The sequence below is a fragment of the Nitrosococcus watsonii C-113 genome (assembly GCF_000143085.1).
Lineage (GTDB): Bacteria > Pseudomonadota > Gammaproteobacteria > Nitrosococcales > Nitrosococcaceae > Nitrosococcus > Nitrosococcus watsonii.
On the sequence record NC_014315.1, the window covers coordinates 2,513,564 to 2,534,793 of the forward strand.

The 21,230-nt window shown below is 52.1% G+C and carries 22 protein-coding genes; 7 read left to right on the forward strand and 15 right to left on the reverse strand.

From position 1 onward, the window contains the following. Positions 1–13 precede the first annotated feature (13 nt). From NWAT_RS11330 to recO, 7 genes are all read right to left on the reverse strand, one after another. Entirely contained in the window at positions 14–787 is a 774-nt protein-coding gene (locus tag NWAT_RS11330) for a 3'-5' exonuclease (protein ID WP_013221210.1), read from the reverse strand. Between the two features lie 12 nt (positions 788–799). After that, on the reverse strand, positions 800–1,411 hold the full coding sequence (locus tag NWAT_RS11335; RefSeq protein ID WP_013221211.1) for a YdbL family protein: 612 nt from the start codon (positions 1,409–1,411) through the stop codon (positions 800–802). A gap of 20 nt (positions 1,412–1,431) precedes the next feature. Next, positions 1,432–3,456 carry a hypothetical protein gene (locus tag NWAT_RS11340; protein ID WP_013221212.1) on the reverse strand — a complete coding sequence of 675 codons (2,025 nt, stop codon included), beginning with the start codon at positions 3,454–3,456 and terminating at the stop codon, positions 1,432–1,434. Between the two features lie 104 nt (positions 3,457–3,560). Next, positions 3,561–4,451, reverse strand: a complete 891-nt coding sequence (cysM, locus tag NWAT_RS11345; RefSeq protein WP_013221213.1) for a cysteine synthase CysM — start codon at positions 4,449–4,451, stop codon at positions 3,561–3,563. 33 nt (positions 4,452–4,484) lie between these two features. Next, positions 4,485–4,967 carry a holo-ACP synthase gene (gene acpS / locus NWAT_RS11350; protein ID WP_013221214.1) on the reverse strand — a complete coding sequence of 161 codons (483 nt, stop codon included), beginning with the start codon at positions 4,965–4,967 and terminating at the stop codon, positions 4,485–4,487. Beyond that, on the reverse strand, positions 4,964–5,704 hold the full coding sequence (gene pdxJ / locus NWAT_RS11355) for a pyridoxine 5'-phosphate synthase (protein ID WP_013221215.1): 741 nt from the start codon (positions 5,702–5,704) through the stop codon (positions 4,964–4,966). Before pdxJ ends, acpS begins: the two co-directional genes overlap by 4 nt. Next, positions 5,670–6,446, reverse strand: coding sequence for a DNA repair protein RecO (gene recO / locus NWAT_RS11360; protein ID WP_013221216.1), 777 nt, complete (start codon positions 6,444–6,446; stop codon positions 5,670–5,672). Before recO ends, pdxJ begins: the two co-directional genes overlap by 35 nt. Positions 6,447–6,708: 262 nt before the next feature. Here recO and NWAT_RS11365 point away from each other — a divergent pair, with 262 nt between their 5' ends. Then, entirely contained in the window at positions 6,709–7,488 is a 780-nt protein-coding gene (locus NWAT_RS11365; RefSeq protein WP_013221217.1) for a PEP-CTERM sorting domain-containing protein, read from the forward strand. A gap of 149 nt (positions 7,489–7,637) precedes the next feature. Here NWAT_RS11365 and prfB read toward each other — a convergent pair. From prfB to NWAT_RS11405, 8 genes are all read right to left on the reverse strand, one after another. After that, positions 7,638–8,736, reverse strand: a protein-coding gene (prfB, locus tag NWAT_RS11370; protein WP_157679890.1) for a peptide chain release factor 2 whose coding sequence is annotated in 2 segments (ribosomal slippage) — positions 7,638–8,660 and positions 8,662–8,736 — 1,098 coding nt in all. Because the reading frame shifts where the segments join, the coding sequence is not laid out codon by codon here. A 127-nt stretch (positions 8,737–8,863) separates the two neighbouring features. After that, the gene (locus NWAT_RS11375) at positions 8,864–9,664 is read right to left on the reverse strand and encodes a peptidoglycan DD-metalloendopeptidase family protein (RefSeq protein ID WP_013221219.1); all 801 of its coding nucleotides are present in this window, start codon (positions 9,662–9,664) and stop codon (positions 8,864–8,866) included. A 91-nt stretch (positions 9,665–9,755) separates the two neighbouring features. Beyond that, positions 9,756–10,301 carry a YqaA family protein gene (locus tag NWAT_RS11380; RefSeq protein ID WP_041350989.1) on the reverse strand — a complete coding sequence of 182 codons (546 nt, stop codon included), beginning with the start codon at positions 10,299–10,301 and terminating at the stop codon, positions 9,756–9,758. Between the two features lie 38 nt (positions 10,302–10,339). Further along, complete coding sequence (locus tag NWAT_RS11385; RefSeq protein WP_041350699.1) at positions 10,340–10,981, reverse strand: protein-L-isoaspartate(D-aspartate) O-methyltransferase; 642 nt, start codon at positions 10,979–10,981, stop codon at positions 10,340–10,342. Positions 10,982–10,997: 16 nt separating this feature from the next. Next, a complete protein-coding gene (gene surE / locus NWAT_RS11390) occupies positions 10,998–11,753 on the reverse strand; it encodes a 5'/3'-nucleotidase SurE (RefSeq protein ID WP_013221222.1) in 756 nt (251 codons plus the stop codon). A 505-nt stretch (positions 11,754–12,258) separates the two neighbouring features. Then, the gene (locus NWAT_RS11395) at positions 12,259–13,617 is read right to left on the reverse strand and encodes a sigma 54-interacting transcriptional regulator (RefSeq protein WP_157679892.1); all 1,359 of its coding nucleotides are present in this window, start codon (positions 13,615–13,617) and stop codon (positions 12,259–12,261) included. Beyond that, the gene (locus NWAT_RS11400; RefSeq protein ID WP_013221224.1) at positions 13,610–14,371 is read right to left on the reverse strand and encodes a hypothetical protein; all 762 of its coding nucleotides are present in this window, start codon (positions 14,369–14,371) and stop codon (positions 13,610–13,612) included. Before NWAT_RS11400 ends, NWAT_RS11395 begins: the two co-directional genes overlap by 8 nt. Further along, the gene (locus NWAT_RS11405) at positions 14,368–15,843 is read right to left on the reverse strand and encodes a sensor histidine kinase (RefSeq protein ID WP_013221225.1); all 1,476 of its coding nucleotides are present in this window, start codon (positions 15,841–15,843) and stop codon (positions 14,368–14,370) included. The genes NWAT_RS11400 and NWAT_RS11405 overlap by 4 nt, the downstream gene beginning before the upstream one ends. 443 nt (positions 15,844–16,286) lie before the next feature. Between NWAT_RS11405 and NWAT_RS17510 the strand changes: the two genes are divergently transcribed. The 6 genes from NWAT_RS17510 to NWAT_RS11430 are packed head-to-tail and all read left to right on the forward strand — an operon-like array spanning position 16,287 to position 21,228. After that, positions 16,287–16,601, forward strand: coding sequence for a hypothetical protein (locus NWAT_RS17510; protein ID WP_232420109.1), 315 nt, complete (start codon positions 16,287–16,289; stop codon positions 16,599–16,601). Continuing rightward, positions 16,594–17,832: a Zn-dependent hydrolase gene (locus tag NWAT_RS11415; protein ID WP_013221227.1), complete on the forward strand. Its 1,239-nt coding sequence runs from the start codon at positions 16,594–16,596 to the stop codon at positions 17,830–17,832. The genes NWAT_RS17510 and NWAT_RS11415 overlap by 8 nt, the downstream gene beginning before the upstream one ends. Positions 17,833–17,856: 24 nt before the next feature. Continuing rightward, positions 17,857–18,591 (forward strand): cysteine hydrolase family protein, encoded by a 735-nt coding sequence (locus tag NWAT_RS11420; protein WP_013221228.1) that lies wholly within the window; start codon positions 17,857–17,859, stop codon positions 18,589–18,591. Next, positions 18,588–20,036, forward strand: a complete 1,449-nt coding sequence (locus tag NWAT_RS11425; protein ID WP_013221229.1) for a sodium:solute symporter family protein — start codon at positions 18,588–18,590, stop codon at positions 20,034–20,036. Before NWAT_RS11420 ends, NWAT_RS11425 begins: the two co-directional genes overlap by 4 nt. Further along, positions 20,030–20,152: a hypothetical protein gene (locus tag NWAT_RS17790; protein ID WP_002808720.1), complete on the forward strand. Its 123-nt coding sequence runs from the start codon at positions 20,030–20,032 to the stop codon at positions 20,150–20,152. The genes NWAT_RS11425 and NWAT_RS17790 overlap by 7 nt, the downstream gene beginning before the upstream one ends. After that, the gene (locus tag NWAT_RS11430) at positions 20,146–21,228 is read left to right on the forward strand and encodes an aspartate/ornithine carbamoyltransferase family protein (protein ID WP_013221230.1); all 1,083 of its coding nucleotides are present in this window, start codon (positions 20,146–20,148) and stop codon (positions 21,226–21,228) included. Before NWAT_RS17790 ends, NWAT_RS11430 begins: the two co-directional genes overlap by 7 nt. The last annotated feature ends 2 nt before the right edge of the window (positions 21,229–21,230 follow it).

Below are 21,230 nucleotides of genomic sequence, written 5' to 3' on the forward strand. Positions count from 1 at the left end.
TAACCCCTCCGCTTTAGCTAGCCCAGAGGGCCAAAAATTCCGAAAAATGAGCTTTGTTCTCAGCCCCTATCACCTCCCGCACCCGTTGGCATTCCTGCTGATAGGTGGCTTTCTCAAGCTGTCCCCGTATGAGTTCAAATCGCAAGAAAACAAGATAAGTATTCAGCACATCAGTTTCACAGTAATCGCGAATTGCCTCAAGCTCACCGTTTTGAAATAAATCCCATACTTTAGCGCCACTCATCCCCATTTTACCGGGAAAGCCAAGCAACGTCGCAACTTCGTCCAATGGGGCCACAGCTCGGATTTGGTAGCCAGACAACGCATCCATCAAATCTAAGTGGCGCTGGTGATAACGATTGAGATAGTTGTTCCAGCGAAAGCTTTGTTCCTTCTCACCGATCTCCCAATAACGCGCGCCCCCAATACCATGCAGCAAAGCGCGGTAGTGTATCACCGGCAGATCGAAGGCGCCCCCATTCCAAGAGACCAGGGTGGGTACAAATTTTTCAATGCCATCAAAAAAACGTTGTATGAGTTCTTCCTCCGGAGAGGTGGGATCGCCTAATGACCAAACTTTAAACCTGCCCTGGGAACGGAGCGCCACGGAAATAGCGGCAATGCGGTGCAGATGTAAACGTAAAAACTCCCCACCGCCCGTCTCCTGGCGGCGTTTAGAAAACATGATTTCAGCCACCGCGGCATCATCCAAATCCTCCAAGCCATAGAGACGGCGCGCCCCTTCCACATCCGGGACTGTTTCGATATCAAAGACAAAAACGTTCATCAACAAAGCTGGCTAGCGCTTTTGCACCCATTGCCCCTGGGCATTCTGATACCACCATCCTGGAGGCGCTTTTTGAATCCAGCGACGGGCAAACGTTTCCCGAAGTTGAGCCTCCCACTCAGGATGGCCATTAGCCCTAGCAATTTCTCCATAAAGGGCGTTACGATCATTGTTTTCAGCAGCGAGCAACTGATTTACCTGAGTTCGGTCCTTGAGAGGGATTTCCTGGGCCTTTCGTACCGCCACCAAACCATCCTGGGTAAGCCCAATGGCGCCGCTTTGGAAATAGGGCCTAAGCTTAGGGTAGCGCCTTTCCATAGAGGCGGTAATACGTTTAATGGTGGGACTTGAGATATCCAGATTCGGTTCAGCCGCCGCCACTGGCGTAATTAACAAATCAAACACCCAACGCCAGGCAAAGCCTGGCGAAGAAGAGAGCCCTTCTTGCTCCACCGGGGAAATCGGTGCGGCTGGGGTGGTAGTTGCGTCTTGCTCCCAAACATCTTCAATAATCTTGTCCGCGGCCTTTTCCGCCGCTGCCGCAGGAAAATAAATATTGATGGTTACGCAGGCAGCCATTCCTATTGCTGTCAACAAGCTCGACCAACATAACCGCTTTTTCATGGCGCATGCACTCATTCAATTCATTCCCTAACTGGACCATCCACCAAAGTCACCCTTTTTAGCCGTTTTATGAGCACCGGCCAATCCACCTGGCGGGTATAGCCAATGATATCAATACGAGGAAAGCCGCCGCCACGGACAATATAATATCCTCCATTAATGGACCCTAATCCTCCCATTTCGCATATTTGGCGGCGAAGACGGCAGCTCAAGCCCATTTTGTCATAGGAAAAATTTTTAAACAGCCCTAAAAAACTCCGGGAAAGCAAGCCACTGGCACCTCCACCTAGGCGCGAGAGATTCTCCACCGCTTGCTGGCTAATACGGTGCCGCAAGGGATCATCTTCCGGGGTCGCCAGTTTCGCATCGAATTGAACCGGCTGCCAATCAACCAAATGGAGTTTCCGTAGTTCGCCGCTAAGCTGGCCTTCAATTTTACCAAAGGCAAAAGTACGGGTCATAGTCGCCAAATCCAAGCGGTTAATATCAATATCCGCCTCAAGCCGGGGAACTATCCCTAAAGGGTTTTCTAAGCGCAGGTTCTGGATAACCAACGTGCCATCGAATAGCCGTACCAGCAAAGCACCACCCATCTCCACGACTCCTTCCCGATACCGGACCCGAGGGATAACCCCGGATAATTTCCCGGCCAAGACGGGCCAACCTAGGGCCTGGCTGACTTTTTCCATGGACAGAGGACTTAATACTCCTTCCAATTCCCAATGGGCTACGGAAGCCCCTGGGTTTTGTAGAATAAAATCATTAATAAGCAACTGCCCATCAAGTACCGGCAGCCGCAACGGTTGACGAAGCCATAAGCCGTTGTTCTTACTCTCGGCCAGGAAGTGTGCCGCCCCTAAAGCCAAGGCATAAAGACTCCCCTTGCGCCAACTGACATCCATTGTTAAGGGAATAGCATGGGTGCTCCAGCCGAATGTTCCCTCCAGGCCCGACATGCTGAACCGCCCTTGCTGATCAACCATGTCTACCCCCTCCAAAAAGCCCTTAAGCCTCCACCGGCCAGGAGAACGATATGTCCAAACAAGTGCTACCTTTCCGCCGCTTGTCAAATTACCCAATGCCGTCCCCGCCAAAAAAGGTTTCAACCAATGCTGGTACAGGGCGGGGATTTGGGTCTGCGCCGCCTGAACCCGCGCCTTCGTTATTCCTTGCTGGCCCCACTGGAGCGCCCCGCTAAGCGCCATGACTCCGGTTTGCTTCAAACTGAATCGGGGAATTTTCCAATCCCCCTCAACCTTCCCTTGCGTTAGCTCAACCTCGGCATGGAGGGGGGTTTCGGAGAAAGCGAAATACACTGGATGGAAATAAGCTTCTCCTCCATTTAATTTCATCCCTCCGGTTATCTCCCAACCCTTTTGGGTATTTTGCCCCTTAAGCTGAAGTTTGCCGATCACCGCCTCCCCCACTTGAAGCGCGCTTGTATCGGAAAAGCCTACTTCATCAAGCTGAAGCTCAAGGCGGACAGTATGCAGAAATTGGCCTTGCCCCACTAAGGTTGCCTCTATCCCCAACCTGCCCTGGAAGGAGAATTCCGAGGACCCAATAGCCGATTGCAGGCCCAAAGAGGCTATTAGCTCAAACAGAGAAGCTAGCTTGAAAGACTTTCCAGAAATAGATAATTGCCAGCGGGCATCTTCAAAATCCCCAGCAATAGTCCCAGACCCGCCAGCCAAGCCTGGCAATTTAAGCTTGAAGGAAAGAGCCTGGGTTTCTAAATGGTAGCTAAAACTGAAAAGGCTGCGGTGGACAAAGAAACCTTCGTGGCTGAAACTCACACGCCCCTCCGGGCACCGCACGCCGGAGGGAGCTAGTTCAATATATCCGCAGCGGATAGCCACTTGCTGCAATTGTTTAAAGGGGGAAGGAAGTAACAAGCGGGCGATATGAAGCTGAACCGAACCTTGATTGGCGGCTCGGAACTGAACATTAAGTACTGCCTGCTCCGCTCGCCAGCCGAAACCACCTAGATCGCCAAGGTGGATAGTAAATTTATCAACCGCTCCCACGTCCCATGTAAAGAACATGCCCAGGCTTAATAACAGCCACCAGCAAGCACTGGCGGGGCAACTTAAGAACCTTGCGGAAGAAGCTACCTTAGCAAAATGCGGAGAAATGCCAACTGCTCCCGCTAGCCGGGAAAAACAGAAGTAGAAAGATAGCGATCGCCTCGATCACAAATGATCACCACAATCGTACTATTTTGAATTTCCTTGGCTAACCGTAGTGCTGCCGCCACCGCCCCCCCCGAAGAGATGCCGACAAAAATTCCTTCTTGGGCTGCGAGTTGCCGAGTCGTCTCTTCCGCTTCTTCCTGGGACACATCAATAATCTGATCTACTGCCGCCGGATCATAGATTTTGGGCAAGTAGGCTTCTGGCCAGCGCCGGATTCCGGGAATACTGGCCCCTTCCAAGGGCTGGACTCCAATAATTTTGACTGCCGGATTTTGCGCCTTAAAATAGCGGGAGACCCCCACAATCGTGCCGGTAGTGCCCATAGAACTAACAAAATGGGTAATACTGCCACGGGTATCCCGCCAAATCTCGGGACCCGTTCCTTCATAGTGGGCGCGGGGATTATCAGGATTAGCAAACTGATCCAACACCCGGCCCTTGCCCTCGGCCTCCATCTCTAAAGCTAGGTCACGAGCCCCTTCCATGCCCTCTTGGGAAGTCACCAAAATGATTTCGGCCCCAAAGGCTTTCATGACCGCCCGCCGCTCTGCGCTCATATTCTCGGGCATCACCAACACCATCCGGTAACCTTTGATAGCCGCCATCATGGCCAGGGCAATACCGGTGTTACCGCTGGTTGCCTCCACCAAGGTATCGCCTGGCTTAATTTCCCCTCGCTCTTCCGCATACTGAATCATGCTAAGCGCCGGTCGATCCTTCACCGAGCCCGCGGGATTGTTACCTTCCAATTTCACTAACAGCGTATTGCTGGACTCACCTGGCAGGCGCTGAAGCCTTACCAACGGGGTATGCCCCACAAAATCCTCAATAGTAGGATAATCCATCCTAGCCACAGGCGCTCCCTATTAATCGAGCACTCATCCACGTTCCTCCAAACCGTGGCCTTCACTGCCATTATCCGGTAATTTGTGTGGATTTAGCGCCCTTTCCCCCGACTTTAAGTCCGACCTGATATCTTCTCTTTCCGTCAGTAGCGTGACAAAAGCTAAGGCGTAATCCTTCTCGTCCGCAAGACTAAGCAAACCTCGACCAACGCCTAAAAGACGGACTAGCTCGTTTGCCCGACCTTGCCATTCCAGGAAAGGTTGTCCTCGTTCAGTATGGCCCACGCCGATATGACAGGGCTGTAAACCACGCTTAAAACCGGTACCCAACGCCTTGACAGCGGCCTCTTTGGCTGCAAAACGCTTGGCCAGAAAATACGCGGGCTGCTTGCTGGCAGAAAATTCCCTAAATTCATCCCCTGTGAGAATACGCCGTGGAAACCGCTCCCCATACCGCTCAAGCAATGCGGTCATCCGGGAAACCTGAACAATATCAGTGCCGATCCCGAAAATCACCCTCGTGCTTCTCTCATGAGACGTTTCATTTCTCCGACCGCGGACTGCATACCGGTAAACAAAGCACGAGCCATAATGGCGTGGCCAATATTGAGCTCGACAATATCAGGCAGCGCCGCAATCGCCGCCACATTCTGATAGTTTAGTCCGTGCCCAGCATTCACCTGGAGGCCGGCTTCCCGCCCCTTTTTCACCGCCTCGACAATCCGTTGGAATTCTTTCCGCCGCCTCTGCTCATCCCTGGCATCGGCAAAATGTCCAGTATGAATCTCAACCACGGGCGCGCGCGCCTGGGCCGCCGCTTCCACTTGGCGAGGGTCGGCATCAATAAACAAAGAAACCCGGGTTCCCGCCTCCTTTAGGCGAACGCAGGCTTCGGTGATCCGCCCGAGTTGACCAGCCACGTCCAAGCCACCCTCCGTGGTTAATTCTTCCCGCCGTTCCGGCACCAAGCAACAGTCTTCCGGACGATACTGCTCGGCAATGGCTAACATCTCCCCGGTTACTGCCATCTCCAGGTTCATTTTGCTGAGTAAAATGTCCCTTAGCAAAGCGACGTCTCGCTCCTGAATATGGCGGCGATCTTCCCGCAGATGGAGGGTAATTCCATCCGCTCCGGCCTGCTCAGCTTCAATGGCAGCCTGGATGGGATCGGGATAACGGGTTCCCCGCGCCTGGCGCAGGGTGGCTACGTGGTCAATATTAACTCCCAGTAAAATAGCGTGACTTGCAATCATGGGCGCTCTTCTTTTCTACTCTATTTACATTCCCTAATCGCCGTAGTTCCTCCAACAGGCCCCGGCTTTTCAAAGGCTTATCCCCCAGATGAACGGCAAGCAGCCATCGCAGCAGCCGCTTGGCCTCGCCCAAGCTTACCGGATCTGCCAAGGCGCCTTGGGCCAAAGCCTGTAAGGTATGGCCGCTAATCTTCATCCCCTCCAAACCGTTCGATGGCAAACGCACTGGACCTTTCTCTAATTGGTAACTATACCATTGCTCCGCTTCTATAGGCCGGGAACTATTAACCTCATGATCTAATATTAACCCATACCCTAAACAGGCCAGCAAATCGCGCTCGAACAAGCGTAAAGTCTGCTGCCGTTGCCGGGCATGGCGTAATGACGGTAGTGAATGGGCATACGCCGAGAACAGATCTTCTAAAGGATCCCGGCGCGGCAAAAGACGCAGCAACAATTCATTCAGGTAAAAAGCGCAAATCAACCCTTCCCCAGTGAGCGTAAATGCCGGACCCGTTGCCTCCGCTCCCGTTAAAGTGACCAAATCACCCCGGCCCGTCCAGGAAAGCAGCAAGGGGCAAAATGGCTGTAATGGGCTAACGCCATGGGAACGCCGCCGTTTCACCCCCTTGGCAACCAGCCCGACCCGTCCATACTCCGGGGTGAAGGCTTCTACTAAGACGCTGGTCTCCCGATAAGGGCGCGAATGGAGTATATAAGCCGGCTGGAGAAGTACCTTCATCCGTCTTAAATCCTCTATATCACCGCCTTGGAAGGAAGCGATGATAAACTTTTTCGCCATCGCGTAAGAAAATATTTGGCTTTATCGAACCACCTGCGAGCGCTTGCGCCGCCACGCGCCGAGCCGAGCAAAAACCCAAGGATGAGTTTACTATTAAATAGGAACTAAGACCCGCCAAATTTCCTTGCTTTTCTTTTAATATTATGTTATAGGAGGTATCCGTAACATCTAGCTGAAAAAACCGTTTTTCTGAACTTTAGCAGTGCCTATTGATACGTTCGAAGCTACCGGGGATATTTCGGACGAATTCGAGAATTTTCGGGCTGCCCCAGGAGGCAATAACAACGGCAACGCCCTTGGTCCCATCGCTGACGGCCACCGGCAAATCAACTGGGATGCCGGCATCGCACCATTTGACATGCCGGGCGATTTTTTTAACGCTACAGTAACCCGCGGCGCCGAGTTTAACACTGGCGTAGGTTCGGAGTTCCGAGTAAGCAACCCCGACCTAGCAGACCCAACCGCGTCGGCAGGCGGTGATAACGAATTCGACAGCATCAGCCCGACCTATCCCGACCAGTTCCAGACTTTCAGCGACCCGCGTCTGTTCACCCCCTTTGGAACCAACGTGTTGAATGTGAATTTCTTTGTTTCCGGCAGCGATACGCCGGCGACAGTAAACGGATTTGGGGCGGTCTTCACCGATGTCGATTTGGACGATAGCACTTCGCTGAATTTTTTCGATATCAATAATAACCTATTGTTCTCAGACTTTGTAAACCCAGATCCCCAAGGTTTGTCCTTCCTCGACGCGACCTTCGCACCAGGGGAACTCTTTAGGGTACGCATCACCAGCGGCAACACACCCATTGGCGCCGACGATGATCCGGCTAACGGCGTCGATATCGCGGTAATGGACGATTTCTTATACGGTGAACCTCAAGCGGCCGTGGTGGGAGAAGTCCCGGAAGCTTCCTCCTTAGCCTTATTCGGCCTCGGGCTTATTACACTAGGTCTGATGATCCCACAGCGTAAAAAATAGTCTAATCCTCCAAAGCCGGCAAAGGTAGTAGGTACCTTTACCGGCTTTGGATCTCCATTTAGGCGAGACCGAGAGGGCGCAATCATGCCTTGCTCCGCCCCACCCCAGGGGGCTATCCGCTTAGGTTCGTAAGGACGATTCTAAACAAGCTAAAGCCCACTTTTGAGGCTTGCCTCGATAAATGGGTCCAAATCGCCATCCAATACCCCCTGGGTATTGCCTATTTCAACGCCGGTGCGCAAATCCTTGATCCGGGACTGATCCAATACATAGTTGCGAATCTGGCTCCCCCAACCAATATCCGCCTTGGCTTCCTCCGCCGCCTGTTTCTCGGCTTGGCGGCTGCGCATCTCCAATTCATAGAGCTTAGCACGAAGCTGCGCCATGGCGTGGGCCTTATTCTGATGTTGGGACCGTTCGCTTTGGCATTGGACCACCAGGTTAGAAGACAGGTGGGTAATTCTTACCGCCGAGTCGGTCCGATTAACATGCTGCCCGCCGGCGCCACTGGCCCGGTAGGTATCAATACGCAAATCCGCCGGATTGATCTCAATGTCTATTCTTTCATCGACTTCCGGATAGACGAATACCGAGGCAAAAGAAGTATGCCGGCGGTTGCCCGAATCAAAGGGCGACTTACGCACTAGCCGATGGACTCCGGTTTCGGTCCGCAACCAGCCAAAGGCGTATTCTCCCTCAAAGTGAATGGTAGCACTCTTGATACCGGCAACCTCGCCTTCGGAGACTTCAGTCAGCCCCGTTTTAAAATCATGTTTTTCTCCCCAGCGCAGATACATTCTTAGCAACATACTGGCCCAATCTTGAGCTTCGGTCCCGCCGGAGCCGGCTTGAATATCCAGATAGGCATTGTTAGGGTCCATTTCACCGGCGAACATGCGCTGGAACTCCAGCTTTGCCAGACGCTGCTCCACAGCATCCAACTCAGCAATCATTTCCTGGGCGGTGCCTTCATCATCTTCTTCTACAGCGAGTTCAAATAATTCCTTGGCTTGCATAATTTCTTCACCTAGTTCTGCGAGTGGGCTTACCACCGACTGCAATTGCGCACGCTCTTGACCCAACTGTTGCGCCCGCTCCGGCTCGTCCCAAACAGAAGGAACGGCTAGTTCCCGGTCAACCTCCACTAACCGCTCTTGCTTTGCCGCAAAGTCAAAGATACCCCCTCAGGGCTTCCAGGCGCCCTTTAAGATCACTTGCCCGCTGCAATACGCTACCTTGTTCCAGCATATCTCACACCCTCATAACTTATTAATAAATAAAGAAAATGAATTATATCCGAAACTCTCATGGCCACCTCGGCGTGCCTCTAGAATGCGAGGATAATATTCAGATTAACCAGATTTCACCGGCGTAACTATTGAGGTAAATAGCGCAAGGGGTCCACGGGCTGCCCATGATGGCGAATCTCAAAATGTAGCTTTACCCGATCGGTCCCACTACGTCCCATTTCAGCAATTTTCTGCCCCCCTTTTACGGAATCGCCTTCTTTGCTTACTAGCAGCCGGTTATGGGCATAGGCGCTAAGAAAGTCAGCATCGTGCTTGACGATAATTAGCTTGCCATAGCGGGGCAGCCCCCGCCCGCTATAAACGACCTTACCATCAGCTACCGCGACTACTGGCTGACCTAATGTCCCAACAATATCCACCCCCTTACGGCCAGTTTCAGTGCGGGAGAAATTCTTAATGACCTCCCCCTGGGTAGGCCAATACCAACGAATACCATCGGCGACTTTGGTTGGCATTTCAAGGGACAAGGCTTTTTTGGCCGGAACAGCTTTAACCTTGGTTAGTGAAGGTGAGGCCGTCGATTGGGTAACAGATTCCTTATTCCTAGGTGCTGGTTTCGGCTCGGCTATGGAAGCGGTCACTTGACCCTTGGCCGTATTCTTTGAAGGAGAGTTTAGACGTAGTTTCTGCCCTACATAGATAGTATAAGGCGGGTGAATACCATTCCAGTGAGCAAGCGTGCGATAATGCACTCCATATCTCCAGCCAATGGAATATAAAGTATCTCCCCGTCTCACTGTATAATGGGAGGGACGGGGGCCTACATGGGGAACAGCACCGAGATGATGGACGGGAGCCATCCTTCCACCGCTGCTACAAGCAGCCAAAAGAATAATCATCGCTAAGGCTGGCAAAAACAACCGCACTGAAAAACTAAACTCCAGTGGTTAAAAATTCAAGAACAATACCCCAACCCTTCCTGGAGCAACAGGATACACCCCATTTGATGACTACCGCTTATCGCGATAACAGCAAGTAGCCCGCAAACGCTATTAGCACCGCTATCCAACCCATTAAATCCACATATTTCCGAAGTCCAGCTTCCATCCGAGCGCCCCCCCAACGCATCAAGGCGGCAACCAGAAAAAATCGAGCCCCCCGACCCACGAGAGAAGCCATGATAAAAGGGGCAAGGGGCATAACCGCTACACCAGCGGCAATAGTAAATACTTTATACGGGATAGGAGAAAAACCTGCTAGCAGCACAGCCCATCCTCCCCATTCCTCGAACCATAGACGGGCCTTCAAATAAGAGTCCCAATAGTCCCCTTGTTGCAGCAAGGGTGTTACCAAGCTAAAAGCCAATGCCCCAATCCCATATCCTAACAACCCTCCCAGCACCGATGCCACCGTAGTAAGCATGGCATAATGCCAAGCCCGGCTTGGGGAGGCTAAAGCCATAGGCGCCAGCATGACATCGGGAGGCACCACAAAAAAGGAGGATTCGGTAAAACTGACCAAAACCAACCAGCGAACAGCATGGCGATGCCGTGACCAACCCATAGCCTTGTCATAGAGCAGGGTAAAAAGTTTCGTCAAGCTTATTCTCCTACAAGCGGCACGAAACTAACCCGCTCTAAAGTTTTCATTTCAAAATCATCAGCCGTTCTAGTCACAACCATTAAGGACTGAGCGCTAGACGACGCTCCTACCGGAATCACCATCCGCCCCCCAACCGCCAATTGCTTGAGAAAAGACTGGGGCATTTCCATAGGCGCGGCGGCGACCAATATCCCTTGATAAGGTCCATAGGCCGGCCATCCCCAAAGTCCATCGGCGCATTTAGCCCGGATATTCGTTATCCCAAGATAGTTAAAACGAGCCTGGGCTTGCGTCAACAGCGGCTTGATTCGTTCCACCGTATACACCAAGCCTGTCAAACCCGCTAAAATAGCTGTCTGATAACCAGATCCCGTCCCCACCTCCAACACTTTCTGGAGCGGTCCACCAGCAAGGAGAGCTTCTGTCATACGCGCCACAATATAAGGCTGGGAAATCGTTTGCCTAAAACCGATAGGAAGGGCAGTATCTTCATAGGCCCGGCTAGAAAGCGCCTCATCCACAAAAATATGGCGGGGCGTTTCCTGGATTGCCTTGAGCACAGCAGGATCACGGATGCCCTCTTCACGTAATCGTTGGACTAGCCGCTCTCGCTCTCGGGCCCGCCGGGAAGTCATCCTCATACCAAGCAAGTTTTTTTCACGGACGAGGGATTCGCTGGAGCCATCCGGCAACTTGATCGAGGGCCGTGTAACGAGTGAGATCCACCTGAATTGGGGTAATAGAAACGGTTCCCCGGGCGATTGCGTGGAAATCCGTGCCGGGTCCCGCATCTTGACTTTCACCGGCCGGACCCACCCAATAAATAGGACGACCGCGGGGATCGGCATCTTTAATAACAGGCTCGGATCGGTGCCGATGGCCGAGGCGAGTTGCTTCGAAACCGGTTATTTGGGTCCTAGGCAAATTGGGAACATTGACATTAAGTATGGTATCAGCAGGCAAGGGGTCTTCCATAAGACTGGTGACCAACCGGCGCGCTACCCAAGCCGCGGTATCAAAATGCTCCGGCTCCGCTGACGCCAAAGAAACCGCGATAGCAGGCAACCCCAAGAACCTCCCTTCCATAGCAGCGGCCACCGTACCCGAATAGATAACATCATCGCCGAGATTAGCACCCCAATTAACCCCTGAAACCACCATATCAGGCTCTTTTTCTAAGAGTCCGGTAATCCCCAAGTGAACGCAATCCGTGGGCGTCCCTTCCACCCGATAGAATCCATTTTCCCCAAGCGTAGCCCGCAACGGCGTATCTAACGTTAAAGAATGACTGGCTCCACTTCGGTCCCGGTCCGGCGCTACTACAATAACTTCCGCGATTTTAGCTAGGCAATCAGCCAGTACCCGGATTCCAGGCGCTAGGTAACCGTCATCATTACTAACTAATATCCTCATATTATTAGAAATTCCTTTCTTTAGGCCACTAACCGGATCACTGCCAATGCTTTAATTGTGGGCGGGAAAAATCCCCCTCGATACTATAAACGCTCCCATTAGCTTTCCTGGCCTCTCCTCCCAACTAATAGACCTCTTCATGCTAGCACGCCTAGCAACTGAAATCGCTGAATTCAGGCGAACAATTTATACCCCATTATATCCTGCGCCGGCGAGCGACGACCATGGTCGTATAAAAAAAGGTCAAATGCCTTCAAGAAAACTCAAGGGAAGAAAAAAGCAATGGGAAGGGAAATAAAAATAAATAGCACAAAAATTTTCACATAAAATTTGCTTAACATTCAATGCTGGCGACGGCGGCCAATGAAACCTAAGCCTCACCGGCAGGCCAGTGCCTAAAAGGACTAAGACGCTGGGCTTAGGAACGTTTCGCCCCCGCCGCCTTGCTTCCGCGTGACATCATGGGAAGCTGGATTATCGGCCAAAACAGCGCTTGGATATTTCACTAAGATTTGGCAGGCTTAAAATCGGCGGGGTCCAGAGTATGACGTTGGAGAAGTTTATAAAAATCGGTGCGATTACGCCGGGCTAACCGGGACGCCCGAGTCACATTACCATCGGTAATTTTAAGTAGACCCGCAAGATATTCCTGCTCGAATTGCCTTCGCGCATCAGCAAAGGAAGGAAATTGACCTGATTGCTGGCGCAGCGCTTTTTTTACTAGCTTGGCGGAAATGATAGGTGTGGTCGACAAAACCACGGTTTGTTCCACCACATTACATAGCTGACGAACATTGCCAGGCCAAGGGGCACTCACCAATAACTCGATTGCTTCAGCCGAAAATCCTCGAATGTTTTTTTTGCTCCCGCGCCGAAAGGTGAGTAGAAAATGATTGGCAAGAAACAGGATATCTTCCCGCCGTTCAGCGAGAGAGGGAATCTCCAAAATCACAACATTAAGCCGATAATAAAGATCCTCCCGGAAGTTACCATCCCGCACCTCCGCATCCAGATCTTTGTGGGTGGCCGAAATAATGCGTACATCCACCTTTACCGTAGAGGTATTTCCTACTGGCCGTACTTGCTGCTCTTGTAGAGCTCGCAGCAATTTTACCTGGAGAGCAGGTGGCATATCGCCAATTTCATCTAAAAACAAGGTGCCACCATGAGCAGCCTGAAATAATCCTGGATGATCCCGAGTTGCGCCGGTAAATGCGCCCTTGGCGTGGCCAAATAACTCAGATTCCAACAATAACTCCGGAATAGCCGCGCAGTTAACAGCAATAAAGGGTTGTTTGCTACGCGGGCTTGCCTTGTGAATAGCTTTAGCCAGTAACTCTTTGCCTGTGCCACTATCCCCCCGTAAACAAATACTGGCCTCGCTTTCGGCCACCAGCCGGGCCTGACTGAGTAGATCCTCCATCAAGGGGCTGCGGGTGATAATTTCCTCACGCCAACTCTCTGGGGGAGGGGCTTCCGAATCGTGGCAAATACCGGAAACGCGAAGCGCCTTTTCCAATTGGCTCAATAGCTCCCGGCTATTATAAGGCTTGGTCAGAAAAGCAAAAACTCCATTTTTAGTGGCCTGCACCGCATCAGGAATAGAACCATGGGCGGTAAGAATGATCACCGGTAATGCTGGGTTTTTGCGGTGAATGCAATCCGCTAACGCCATCCCATCCATGCCTCCCATTCGCAAATCCGTGATCACGGCGTGGGGACGGGCTAATTCCACCTGGGCTAGCGCTTCTTCTCCGCTTCCCGCTTTAACAGGCTCGTAGCCACCGTTCTCTAAACGCATAGAGAGTAACGACAATAAATCGCGATCATCGTCTACCAATAAAACTCTGTTATTTTCAGTCATTTGCTTCATTCTTCTGCTCAGGGAACTGCAAATCTTCCTGGGATTGGTTTCGGTACTCGAGCCGCTTTTCTATAGTTTTGATCGCTTCAAGCTTTTGCTCTAATGTTTCCGCCCTTCCTCGTTCATCTTCTAATTGCTGCTCCAAACTTTTAGCCCACTCTTGCTCTTGCTTACGGCGGCCATCAAGATATTTCAACCCGCTTCTCAAACGTCTCACCTGTTCTTGCTGTTGTTGAAGCTGCTCTTGAAGTAAGCGGTAACGCCGTTTCTGTTGGGCTTCTTCCATAAGGAAACCCTGCAAGAAAAGGGCTAAATCATAAAGCCCTTTGGCCCCCTCATATTCTTTGGCATCCTCCAACTCGGTCTTTAAAAAAGATCGTAGCATAGCCTGGGCTTGCTCTGAGTCTTGGAAAGGGACTTCGGGCAGGGAGAGGAGCAAAATGAGCTGCAAACGATCAAAGGCTGTAGGTTCTTTGGCGGTAGCCTGCCACGCCCGATCCAGTTCCCGCTGTAGTTCCGCTTCCGACAAGGAGTGTAAACCCCGATAGTACTGAAGTAAAAGCTCCGAATCCCCAGGCTCTTGTTCCAACGGGTTGGGTGATGGGGTAGACAGCTTATAAGCAGGTGCCGAGAGTTCATAAACCGGAATTGGAGACCCCGGCTTCAAACCAGTGCAGCCTCCTAATAAAAAAAGAGCCAGCATGACTCTCCCTACCCCTGCAACCGTCCCATAATCCGCCAACAACGCTCTCACGAACGCCACTCCTCTGCTACCACGGGTAGAGTCACGCGAAAATGCGCGCCCTCTCGACTCTCCTTGACAAGCTCGATATTGCCCCCGTGGGCGAGGACGATTTCTTTCACAATTGAAAGCCCAAGGCCAGTCCCCTTGACAGGGCCTGATGGCTGCGTTTTACCTTGATAAAAGGAATCAAATATCCGTACGCTATCCTCGGGAGCAACGCCAGAACCTGAATCATGCACCTCCAGGCAAACCTCGTCCTCTTCCTGAGTTAACTTAATTTCCACTGAGCTGCCCGATGGCGAATATTTAAGGGCATTAGACAGTAGGTTATCAATAATAATTTTCAAATGTTCCCGGTCACCAAAAATTTCTACCGGATTCAAAGCTGCGATAAGCTCAACCTGCTTTGATAAGCTACTCGGTATATGATCGTTTAACACGATCTTAATCAATTGATCCAGCCGCACTACTTCGGGGGTACGCTCGATTTGATTAGTACCAGCCAAATTAAACCGGAGCATATCTTCAATCAATTTCTGTAAACGCAGGCTATTGCTACGTAAAATCCGGGCTACTTCCAATTGCTGTGCGCTCAAATGGCCAATGATTTGATCGCACAGTAATTCCGATCCTTCACGCAGGGCCGCCAGCGGTGTTTTAAGCTCGTGAGAGACGTGCCGGAGAAATTTTATTTTGGTTTCTTCTAGCTCGACCAAACGACAACGTAGCCAATCCAGCTGTTGTCCCAGCACTTCCAGATCTCGGGGGCCGGTTACCTCGATGGGCGTATCGAAATCTCCATTCCCAAGGCGCCTGATAGCTTTATCAAGCTGGTGAAAATACCTTCTAATCAGGAAGGTAAATAAAACAGCCAATAACCCTGCCGCGGGGATAAGACCTAAAGCCTGCCAAAAAAGCGATTTCTGAGCCTCTCGCGCCGTCTCTTGTAAAGTATCTACCTCCTTGCCCACCAATTGGTTGCTTTCCGCCAGCAAAGTCCGGGCCTGCCGAGCCAAACCTAAAAATTGGTTAGCCGCTTGTTTGCTAGCCTCGGAGTTTAATGTATAAACACTCAAGACATCATAAATAGCATTTTCCTCCCGCGCCAGGGAGTCAAACCCCTGTCGCTGCACCTCGCTAAGCGGTAATTCTAACATTTGCTCTAGTATATCCTTGAATTTACGCCGGTTAGCCATATAAGCTCGATACAGCGCAGGATCATCTAGCACCTGGAACTGCCTTGCAGCCCGTTCCATAGCGATAAGCTGCTGTACCAGGATCCGGCTCCCTTGAGTCACCTGGACGCTTTTATAAACAGCTACCGTGCTTTGGCGCGCTAAATGTTCCATTTGAACGGCCGCAAAAATAAGGCCGGCGGATAAAGGTACCGCCACAATCAAAAACCCACCCAAAATCAAAGTGATAAAAGAGTTTAGGCGCACCCAATAGAAGCGTCCAGGTCGGTATGTTTTAGCCCGCATTGATTTGATCAATTGCTGCCCTAAGAGGACAATTCTAGAATTCCAAGAGACCCGGGCGCTTTTCCTAACTCTCTCAAAAGGCCAGCGGATCGATAGTAAACAGTAGCAGTTTGACCCTCCGTTTATGAAACTTAGAACCTGGCCCTCTATAATAAAATAGGCATTCGCCGCCGAGGATGATGACGAAAAAGCCCTTGCACGCATTACTACATCCTCTGGCATGGCAGCATTTAATAGGGCCAAAATGGTAATAAATTATTGTTATGAGGATTCAAACCAACATTACAGCAAAGCTTAGCCCAGCGCTTATAATAGCCTTTTTCTTGATAGCCTTACCCATCTGGGCAGATCCGTCACCTCCTTCCACCCCCGAACTTATCTCCGATAGCCCTACGGCAACCGCAGGATTTTACCATCTAAACTGGCAAGGAAGCGATTTATCGATGTTAACCTACGAACTTCAGGAGGCCAATGACATGGAATTTACGCAGCCTACAATCCTTTACCGGGGACCAGACCAAGGAACACTGATTAGCGGACAAAACAACGGTCACTACTTCTATCGAGTCCGCGCCTTAAAGCAGGGACAGACAGCAAGTTCCTGGAGTTCTCCCCGAGCCGTGACCGTGCAGCACCACTCACTTACCCGCGCTTTTGCCTTTTTCGGCGCAGGCGCCACGGTACTCCTGGCCACCCTTGCCCTGATAATTTTCGGGGCCTGGCAAAGTCAAAAAGAGGACTCCTCAAAGTATGAATAGGCCTCTTAGGGTAAATTTTGAGCGGCTGCAAGCAGATGTGGAGACCTTGTCCCATATTGGCCGACGGGCTGATTACGGCCTTTACCGCATGGCCTTTAGCGAAGCTGATCAGGCAGCCCGTGAATGGTTCCAAGGGCGCATCCAGGAAGCAGGACTGGATCTTTATATAGACGGCGCCGCTAACATTCATGCCCGCTTCAACTGGAATGGAGAACGCCCCAGCGTCATGACCGGCTCCCATCTCGATACCGTTCCTGGCGCTGGCCACCTGGATGGAGCCCTAGGCGTATTGGTTGGGCTTGAATGCGTGCGCCGCCTCAAAGAACTCGACCTCTCTTTACGCTATGCGGTAGAAGCAATTGCCTTTACCGACGAGGAAGGGCGCTTTGGCGGCCTATTGGGATCCCAAGCTATCAGCGGCCAGCTTACCCCGGAAGCTATCCACCATGCCCGCGACTTAGATGGAATCAGCCTTTCCCAGGCCATGACCGATCAGGGACTTAATCCCGCGGATATCCTGCGAGCACGGCGCAAGCCAGAAAGTCTCATCGCCTTTTTGGAACTCCACATTGAGCAGGGTCCCGTCCTAGAGAGGCAAGGCATTAGCGTAGGCGTTGTTGAAGGAATTGTGGGCCTGTTTAAATGGGAGGTGACTCTTAAGGGTACTGCTAACCATGCTGGCACCACGCCCATGGACATGCGCCAGGATTCCTTGCAGGGTCTAGCTGAATTTGCGGGAGAAATTGCGCGGATTCTGGAAGAAAACGGCGGTCCCCGCAGCGTGGCCACTATTGGCCGGGTCGAGGTTTTTCCTGGAGCCGCTAATGTGATCCCAGGAAGTGTTAAGTTCTCCCTGGATGTGCGGGATACCGAGGCTACCCTTCTCAAGGAGTTAGCCCATGCTTTCCGTCGCGCCCTCTCGGCAATCGCCCGCCGCCGAGGGCTCATGTTTGAATTTGAAGTGTTGAGTGAAATTGAACCGGTCAAGTGTGACCCCGGCATCATGGAGACCATCTTTAAGGCAGCCCGAAGTCTCGGGGTAGAACCACTGCAAATGCCAAGCGGGGCCGCCCATGACACCCAAATCATGGCAGCCCTGACCCGGGCAGGCATGATTTTCGTTCCTAGCCAAGGAGGACGCAGCCATTCCCCAGCGGAATGGACTCCCTGGGAAGACATCGAAACGGGCGCAAACGTGGCCTTGAATACGCTCTATCAATTAGCCCATTAATCTTTAATTTCAATTAGGATCACCATGACCCATTCCGACGTACCCTTAAAGGAAAGTTTTGATCCGCTGCGGGCCAGCTACCGGGAAACCGTTACCGAAATTCCCGCCGTGGTGGAATCCCTAGAAAGACGCCACACCGCACTGCTGGTGGTAGACTTGCAGTACCTGGATGCCGCGCCTGGCTATGGAGTTTTTTCCCATTTAGCCAAGGGGAAAGTGCCTAAAGATACCCCCGAATTTTATTATTTCGATCAGCTTGAGCGGATCATTTTGCCCAACGTGCAGCGTCTGCAAGCCGCCTTTCGGGGCAATAACCTGGAAGTCATTCATACCCGCATCCAGTCCCTGACCAAGGATGGCCGTGATCGTGGCCCGCAGCACAAACGCTTGGGGCTCCATGCCCCCGCTGGTTCCAAGGAGGCTGAGTTTCTACCGGCAATCGCCCCCCAGGGAGATGAGATCATCATCAGCAAAACCGCCAGTGGGGTTTTTAATTCCACTAATTTGTCCTATATCTTGCACAACCTAGGAATTACGGGCCTTTTTGTGGCGGGAGTCTATACCAACGAATGCGTCTCCACGGCTATTCGCGACGCCTGCGATTTAGGTTTTTTCACCACCCTTATTCAGGATGCCTGCACCACCGTCACTCCAGAGCTGCAAAAGGCGACCCTGCGTGCCCTGAAAGATCGCTATGCTCGAGTCTTCTCCACCGATGAGGCCATTGCTGAAATCAACCAGGTAGTAGTGGCCACATGAATTCAGTTCATAGCGCCATCCTGGACCCGCGCCTGGGTTGGATCACGCTGGCCATGCTCAGCATAGTGTGGGTTTGGCTCGGCTGGTTTTGGGGACGCAATGCCAAGGCTCTGGATGAATATGTACTGGCCGGGCGCCGGGTAGGACTTGCCCTAGGCACTGCCACTGCCATGGCCACCTGGGTTACCAGCAATACCACCATGGCCGCGCCCCAACTGGCTTTTCAAATGGGCATCTGGGGTATGTTGGGTTATTCCCTGGGGGCGGTGGGGCTGCTCATGTTCGCCCCCCTTGCCCAGCGAATCCGCAAGCTTATGCCCAATGGCTACACCAGCGGCGATTTTATCCGCTTGCGCTATGGAAAAGGGGCCTGGCGGCTTTTTCTTGCTATCTCCCTATGCTACGGTCTGGGCTGGCTAGTTAGTATGGGAATGGCGGGGGGAATCCTCATCAATGCCCTGACAGGTATTCCCTACCATTATGGCATGACGATCATTCTAAGCATTTGCGTCAGTTATACCTTGCTGGGAGGATTCCGCGCCGTTATCGGTACTGATTTCATCCAATCGCTCCTGATTCTATCGGGGCTAGTGGTGATTGCCTGGCTTGCCATCGATAAGGTCGGTTTTGACCGTATCCATGCCGCGGTTGTCGAGAAGCGACCCCAATTACTTAACCTCCTCATGCCTGCCGCTTTAATGTTTCTTTTCAATAATTTGTTGTTTGGGGTGGGGGAAGTGTTCCATTCCAATGTATGGTGGAGCCGGGCGTTTTCCTTTCGGGAAGGCATAGGGTTTAAGGCCTATTTCACCGCCGGCATCCTGTGGATGCCAATTCCGGTCGTCGCGGGTTTTATTGCCCTGGCGGTTCCCGCTCTAGATCTCAATATCCCGGCGGCCGACATGGTAGGCCCCATGGTTGCCGGAGAATTGCTGGGGGTTACCGGCGCGGTCCTGGTGCTGGTTATGGTGTTCTCGGCCCTCTCATCAAGCCTGGATTCCTTATTGGCGGCAACCAGTATCCTGGTAGTGGAAGATCTCTACCGGCGTCACTGGCGCCCCCATGCCACGGCCTCGCAACTCCGTAAAGCGACGGTGATCGCGATCATCGGTCTTGGAATCTTAACCTGGCTTCTGTGCGTCCCCCGTTTAGCGACGCTGGCCGAATTGCTCTATTTCACTGGCGCTTTTGTCGCCAGCACCATCTGGCCCATCGCGGCGGGTCTCTATTGGCGCCGCACCAACCCCACTGGCGCAGTGGTAGCCATGGGCCTAGGCAGCATGGCCGGTCTCGCGGGTTATTTCGCGATTGGCTTCTATGTCGCCGCCCTCATAGGTGCCTTCGTATCAATGGTCATTGTGCTGCTTAGCACCTGGCTTTGGCCCAGGGATTTTAACTGGGATAACCTACACGAATCTCATCCACAAGGGGAAAGTCCATGCTGATATCGGCTGAATGGTTAACCCGATTAGTGACGGTAGCCTTGATTATTACTACCACCGCGCCTTTTATTTTGCTGTTATTACTGCTCCGTGATTGGTTGAAGGGACGGCTATGGTGAAAAAATTTGACCCCTCATTAAGGAAACCCTTACAACCGAAGGATGATACGGCGGGGATTGAACGGCCCTTGGCTTTAATGGAGCAAGTGCCAGAAGATCCCGCCCCACTGGTGAGCTTGGCTAACCGCCCCGTGCTTAGCGCCCGCCAATTCGACCGAGATAAGATCATTCAATTGAGCCGCTTGGCGGCCCTTTATGAAACCACCCCTACCTGGCTACAGCTCCCCCTAGCCGGGAAAATCCTCATTAATGCCTTCTATGAGCCCAGCACCCGGACCCGCCTTTCCTTTGAAAGCGCCTGGCATCGGCTAGGAGGCGATGTGATGCCCATCACCGATCCGGCGACCACCGGCATCGCCAAGGGCGAAACCTTAGCTGATGTGGCTGAAATGTTCAATAATTACGGAGACTTGGTCGTACTGCGGGATAGCAGCGAAGAGGCCGTCTACCAAATGCTGGAGTCCTTACGCATTCCTATCATCAATGCCGGTAATGGCATCGATGAGCATCCCACTCAAGCCTTAGCCGATCTGTATACACTGTTTAAATGGCGGCCGCAGCTTATGGCAGCTAAGGTTTCCGCCTCGGCCCAAATACGAATAGGCATCGTGGGCGCACCCCGCTACATGCGCACAGTGCGCAGCCTGCTGTTGTTCCTAGCCCTATTTGCGCCAGCAATAAAGGAGGTCGTGGTTATCTGCCAGCAAGAAGCCGTATTTGCAAAAGAGCAACGAGAAGAACTGGCCCTTTCCGGCCTTACCCTTCGTACCGCCCGTCATCTCAATCCAGAACTTCCTGCCTTGGATGTGATCTATATCAATTCCATCGCTTGGCGGGGGGATAGCTTCGAAAAAATAGGGGAAGACTTGCGACTTTGCCGATCCTCTCCCCTCAAACCAGGGGCGATTATTCTCCATCCTTTAGCCCGGGGAAAAGAACTCTCCACCGATTTGGATAACACCGAGCATAACTGGTACTTTGCCCAGGCCCGGGGCGCCGTCTTTATGCGCATGGCCCTGCTCACTTCCCTCGTGCAACGAATCGATCAAGTGATGGATACTCCCATACAAAGCTAAGT

What these genes read in the sequence shown, in the direction of transcription:
- NWAT_RS11415 (WP_013221227.1), top strand. Translation starts at nt 16,594, where the DNA reads ATGAATAGGCCTCTTAGGGTAAATTTTGAGCGGCTGCAAGCAGATGTG.
- NWAT_RS11420 (WP_013221228.1), top strand. Translation starts at nt 17,857, where the DNA reads ATGACCCATTCCGACGTACCCTTAAAGGAAAGTTTTGATCCGCTGCGG.
- NWAT_RS11425 (WP_013221229.1), top strand. Translation starts at nt 18,588, where the DNA reads ATGAATTCAGTTCATAGCGCCATCCTGGACCCGCGCCTGGGTTGGATC.
- NWAT_RS11335 (WP_013221211.1), bottom strand. Translation starts at nt 1,411, where the DNA reads ATGAAAAAGCGGTTATGTTGGTCGAGCTTGTTGACAGCAATAGGAATG.
- NWAT_RS17790 (WP_002808720.1), top strand. Translation starts at nt 20,030, where the DNA reads ATGCTGATATCGGCTGAATGGTTAACCCGATTAGTGACGGTAGCCTTG.
- cysM (WP_013221213.1), bottom strand. Translation starts at nt 4,451, where the DNA reads ATGGATTATCCTACTATTGAGGATTTTGTGGGGCATACCCCGTTGGTA.
- NWAT_RS11405 (WP_013221225.1), bottom strand. Translation starts at nt 15,843, where the DNA reads ATGCGGGCTAAAACATACCGACCTGGACGCTTCTATTGGGTGCGCCTA.
- NWAT_RS17510 (WP_232420109.1), top strand. Translation starts at nt 16,287, where the DNA reads ATGTTAACCTACGAACTTCAGGAGGCCAATGACATGGAATTTACGCAG.
- NWAT_RS11395 (WP_157679892.1), bottom strand. Translation starts at nt 13,617, where the DNA reads ATGACTGAAAATAACAGAGTTTTATTGGTAGACGATGATCGCGATTTA.
- NWAT_RS11385 (WP_041350699.1), bottom strand. Translation starts at nt 10,981, where the DNA reads ATGAGGATGACTTCCCGGCGGGCCCGAGAGCGAGAGCGGCTAGTCCAA.
- pdxJ (WP_013221215.1), bottom strand. Translation starts at nt 5,704, where the DNA reads ATGATTGCAAGTCACGCTATTTTACTGGGAGTTAATATTGACCACGTA.
- NWAT_RS11380 (WP_041350989.1), bottom strand. Translation starts at nt 10,301, where the DNA reads ATGGGTTGGTCACGGCATCGCCATGCTGTTCGCTGGTTGGTTTTGGTC.
- surE (WP_013221222.1), bottom strand. Translation starts at nt 11,753, where the DNA reads ATGAGGATATTAGTTAGTAATGATGACGGTTACCTAGCGCCTGGAATC.
- NWAT_RS11430 (WP_013221230.1), top strand. Translation starts at nt 20,146, where the DNA reads ATGGTGAAAAAATTTGACCCCTCATTAAGGAAACCCTTACAACCGAAG.
- NWAT_RS11330 (WP_013221210.1), bottom strand. Translation starts at nt 787, where the DNA reads ATGAACGTTTTTGTCTTTGATATCGAAACAGTCCCGGATGTGGAAGGG.
- recO (WP_013221216.1), bottom strand. Translation starts at nt 6,446, where the DNA reads ATGAAGGTACTTCTCCAGCCGGCTTATATACTCCATTCGCGCCCTTAT.
- NWAT_RS11340 (WP_013221212.1), bottom strand. Translation starts at nt 3,456, where the DNA reads ATGTTCTTTACATGGGACGTGGGAGCGGTTGATAAATTTACTATCCAC.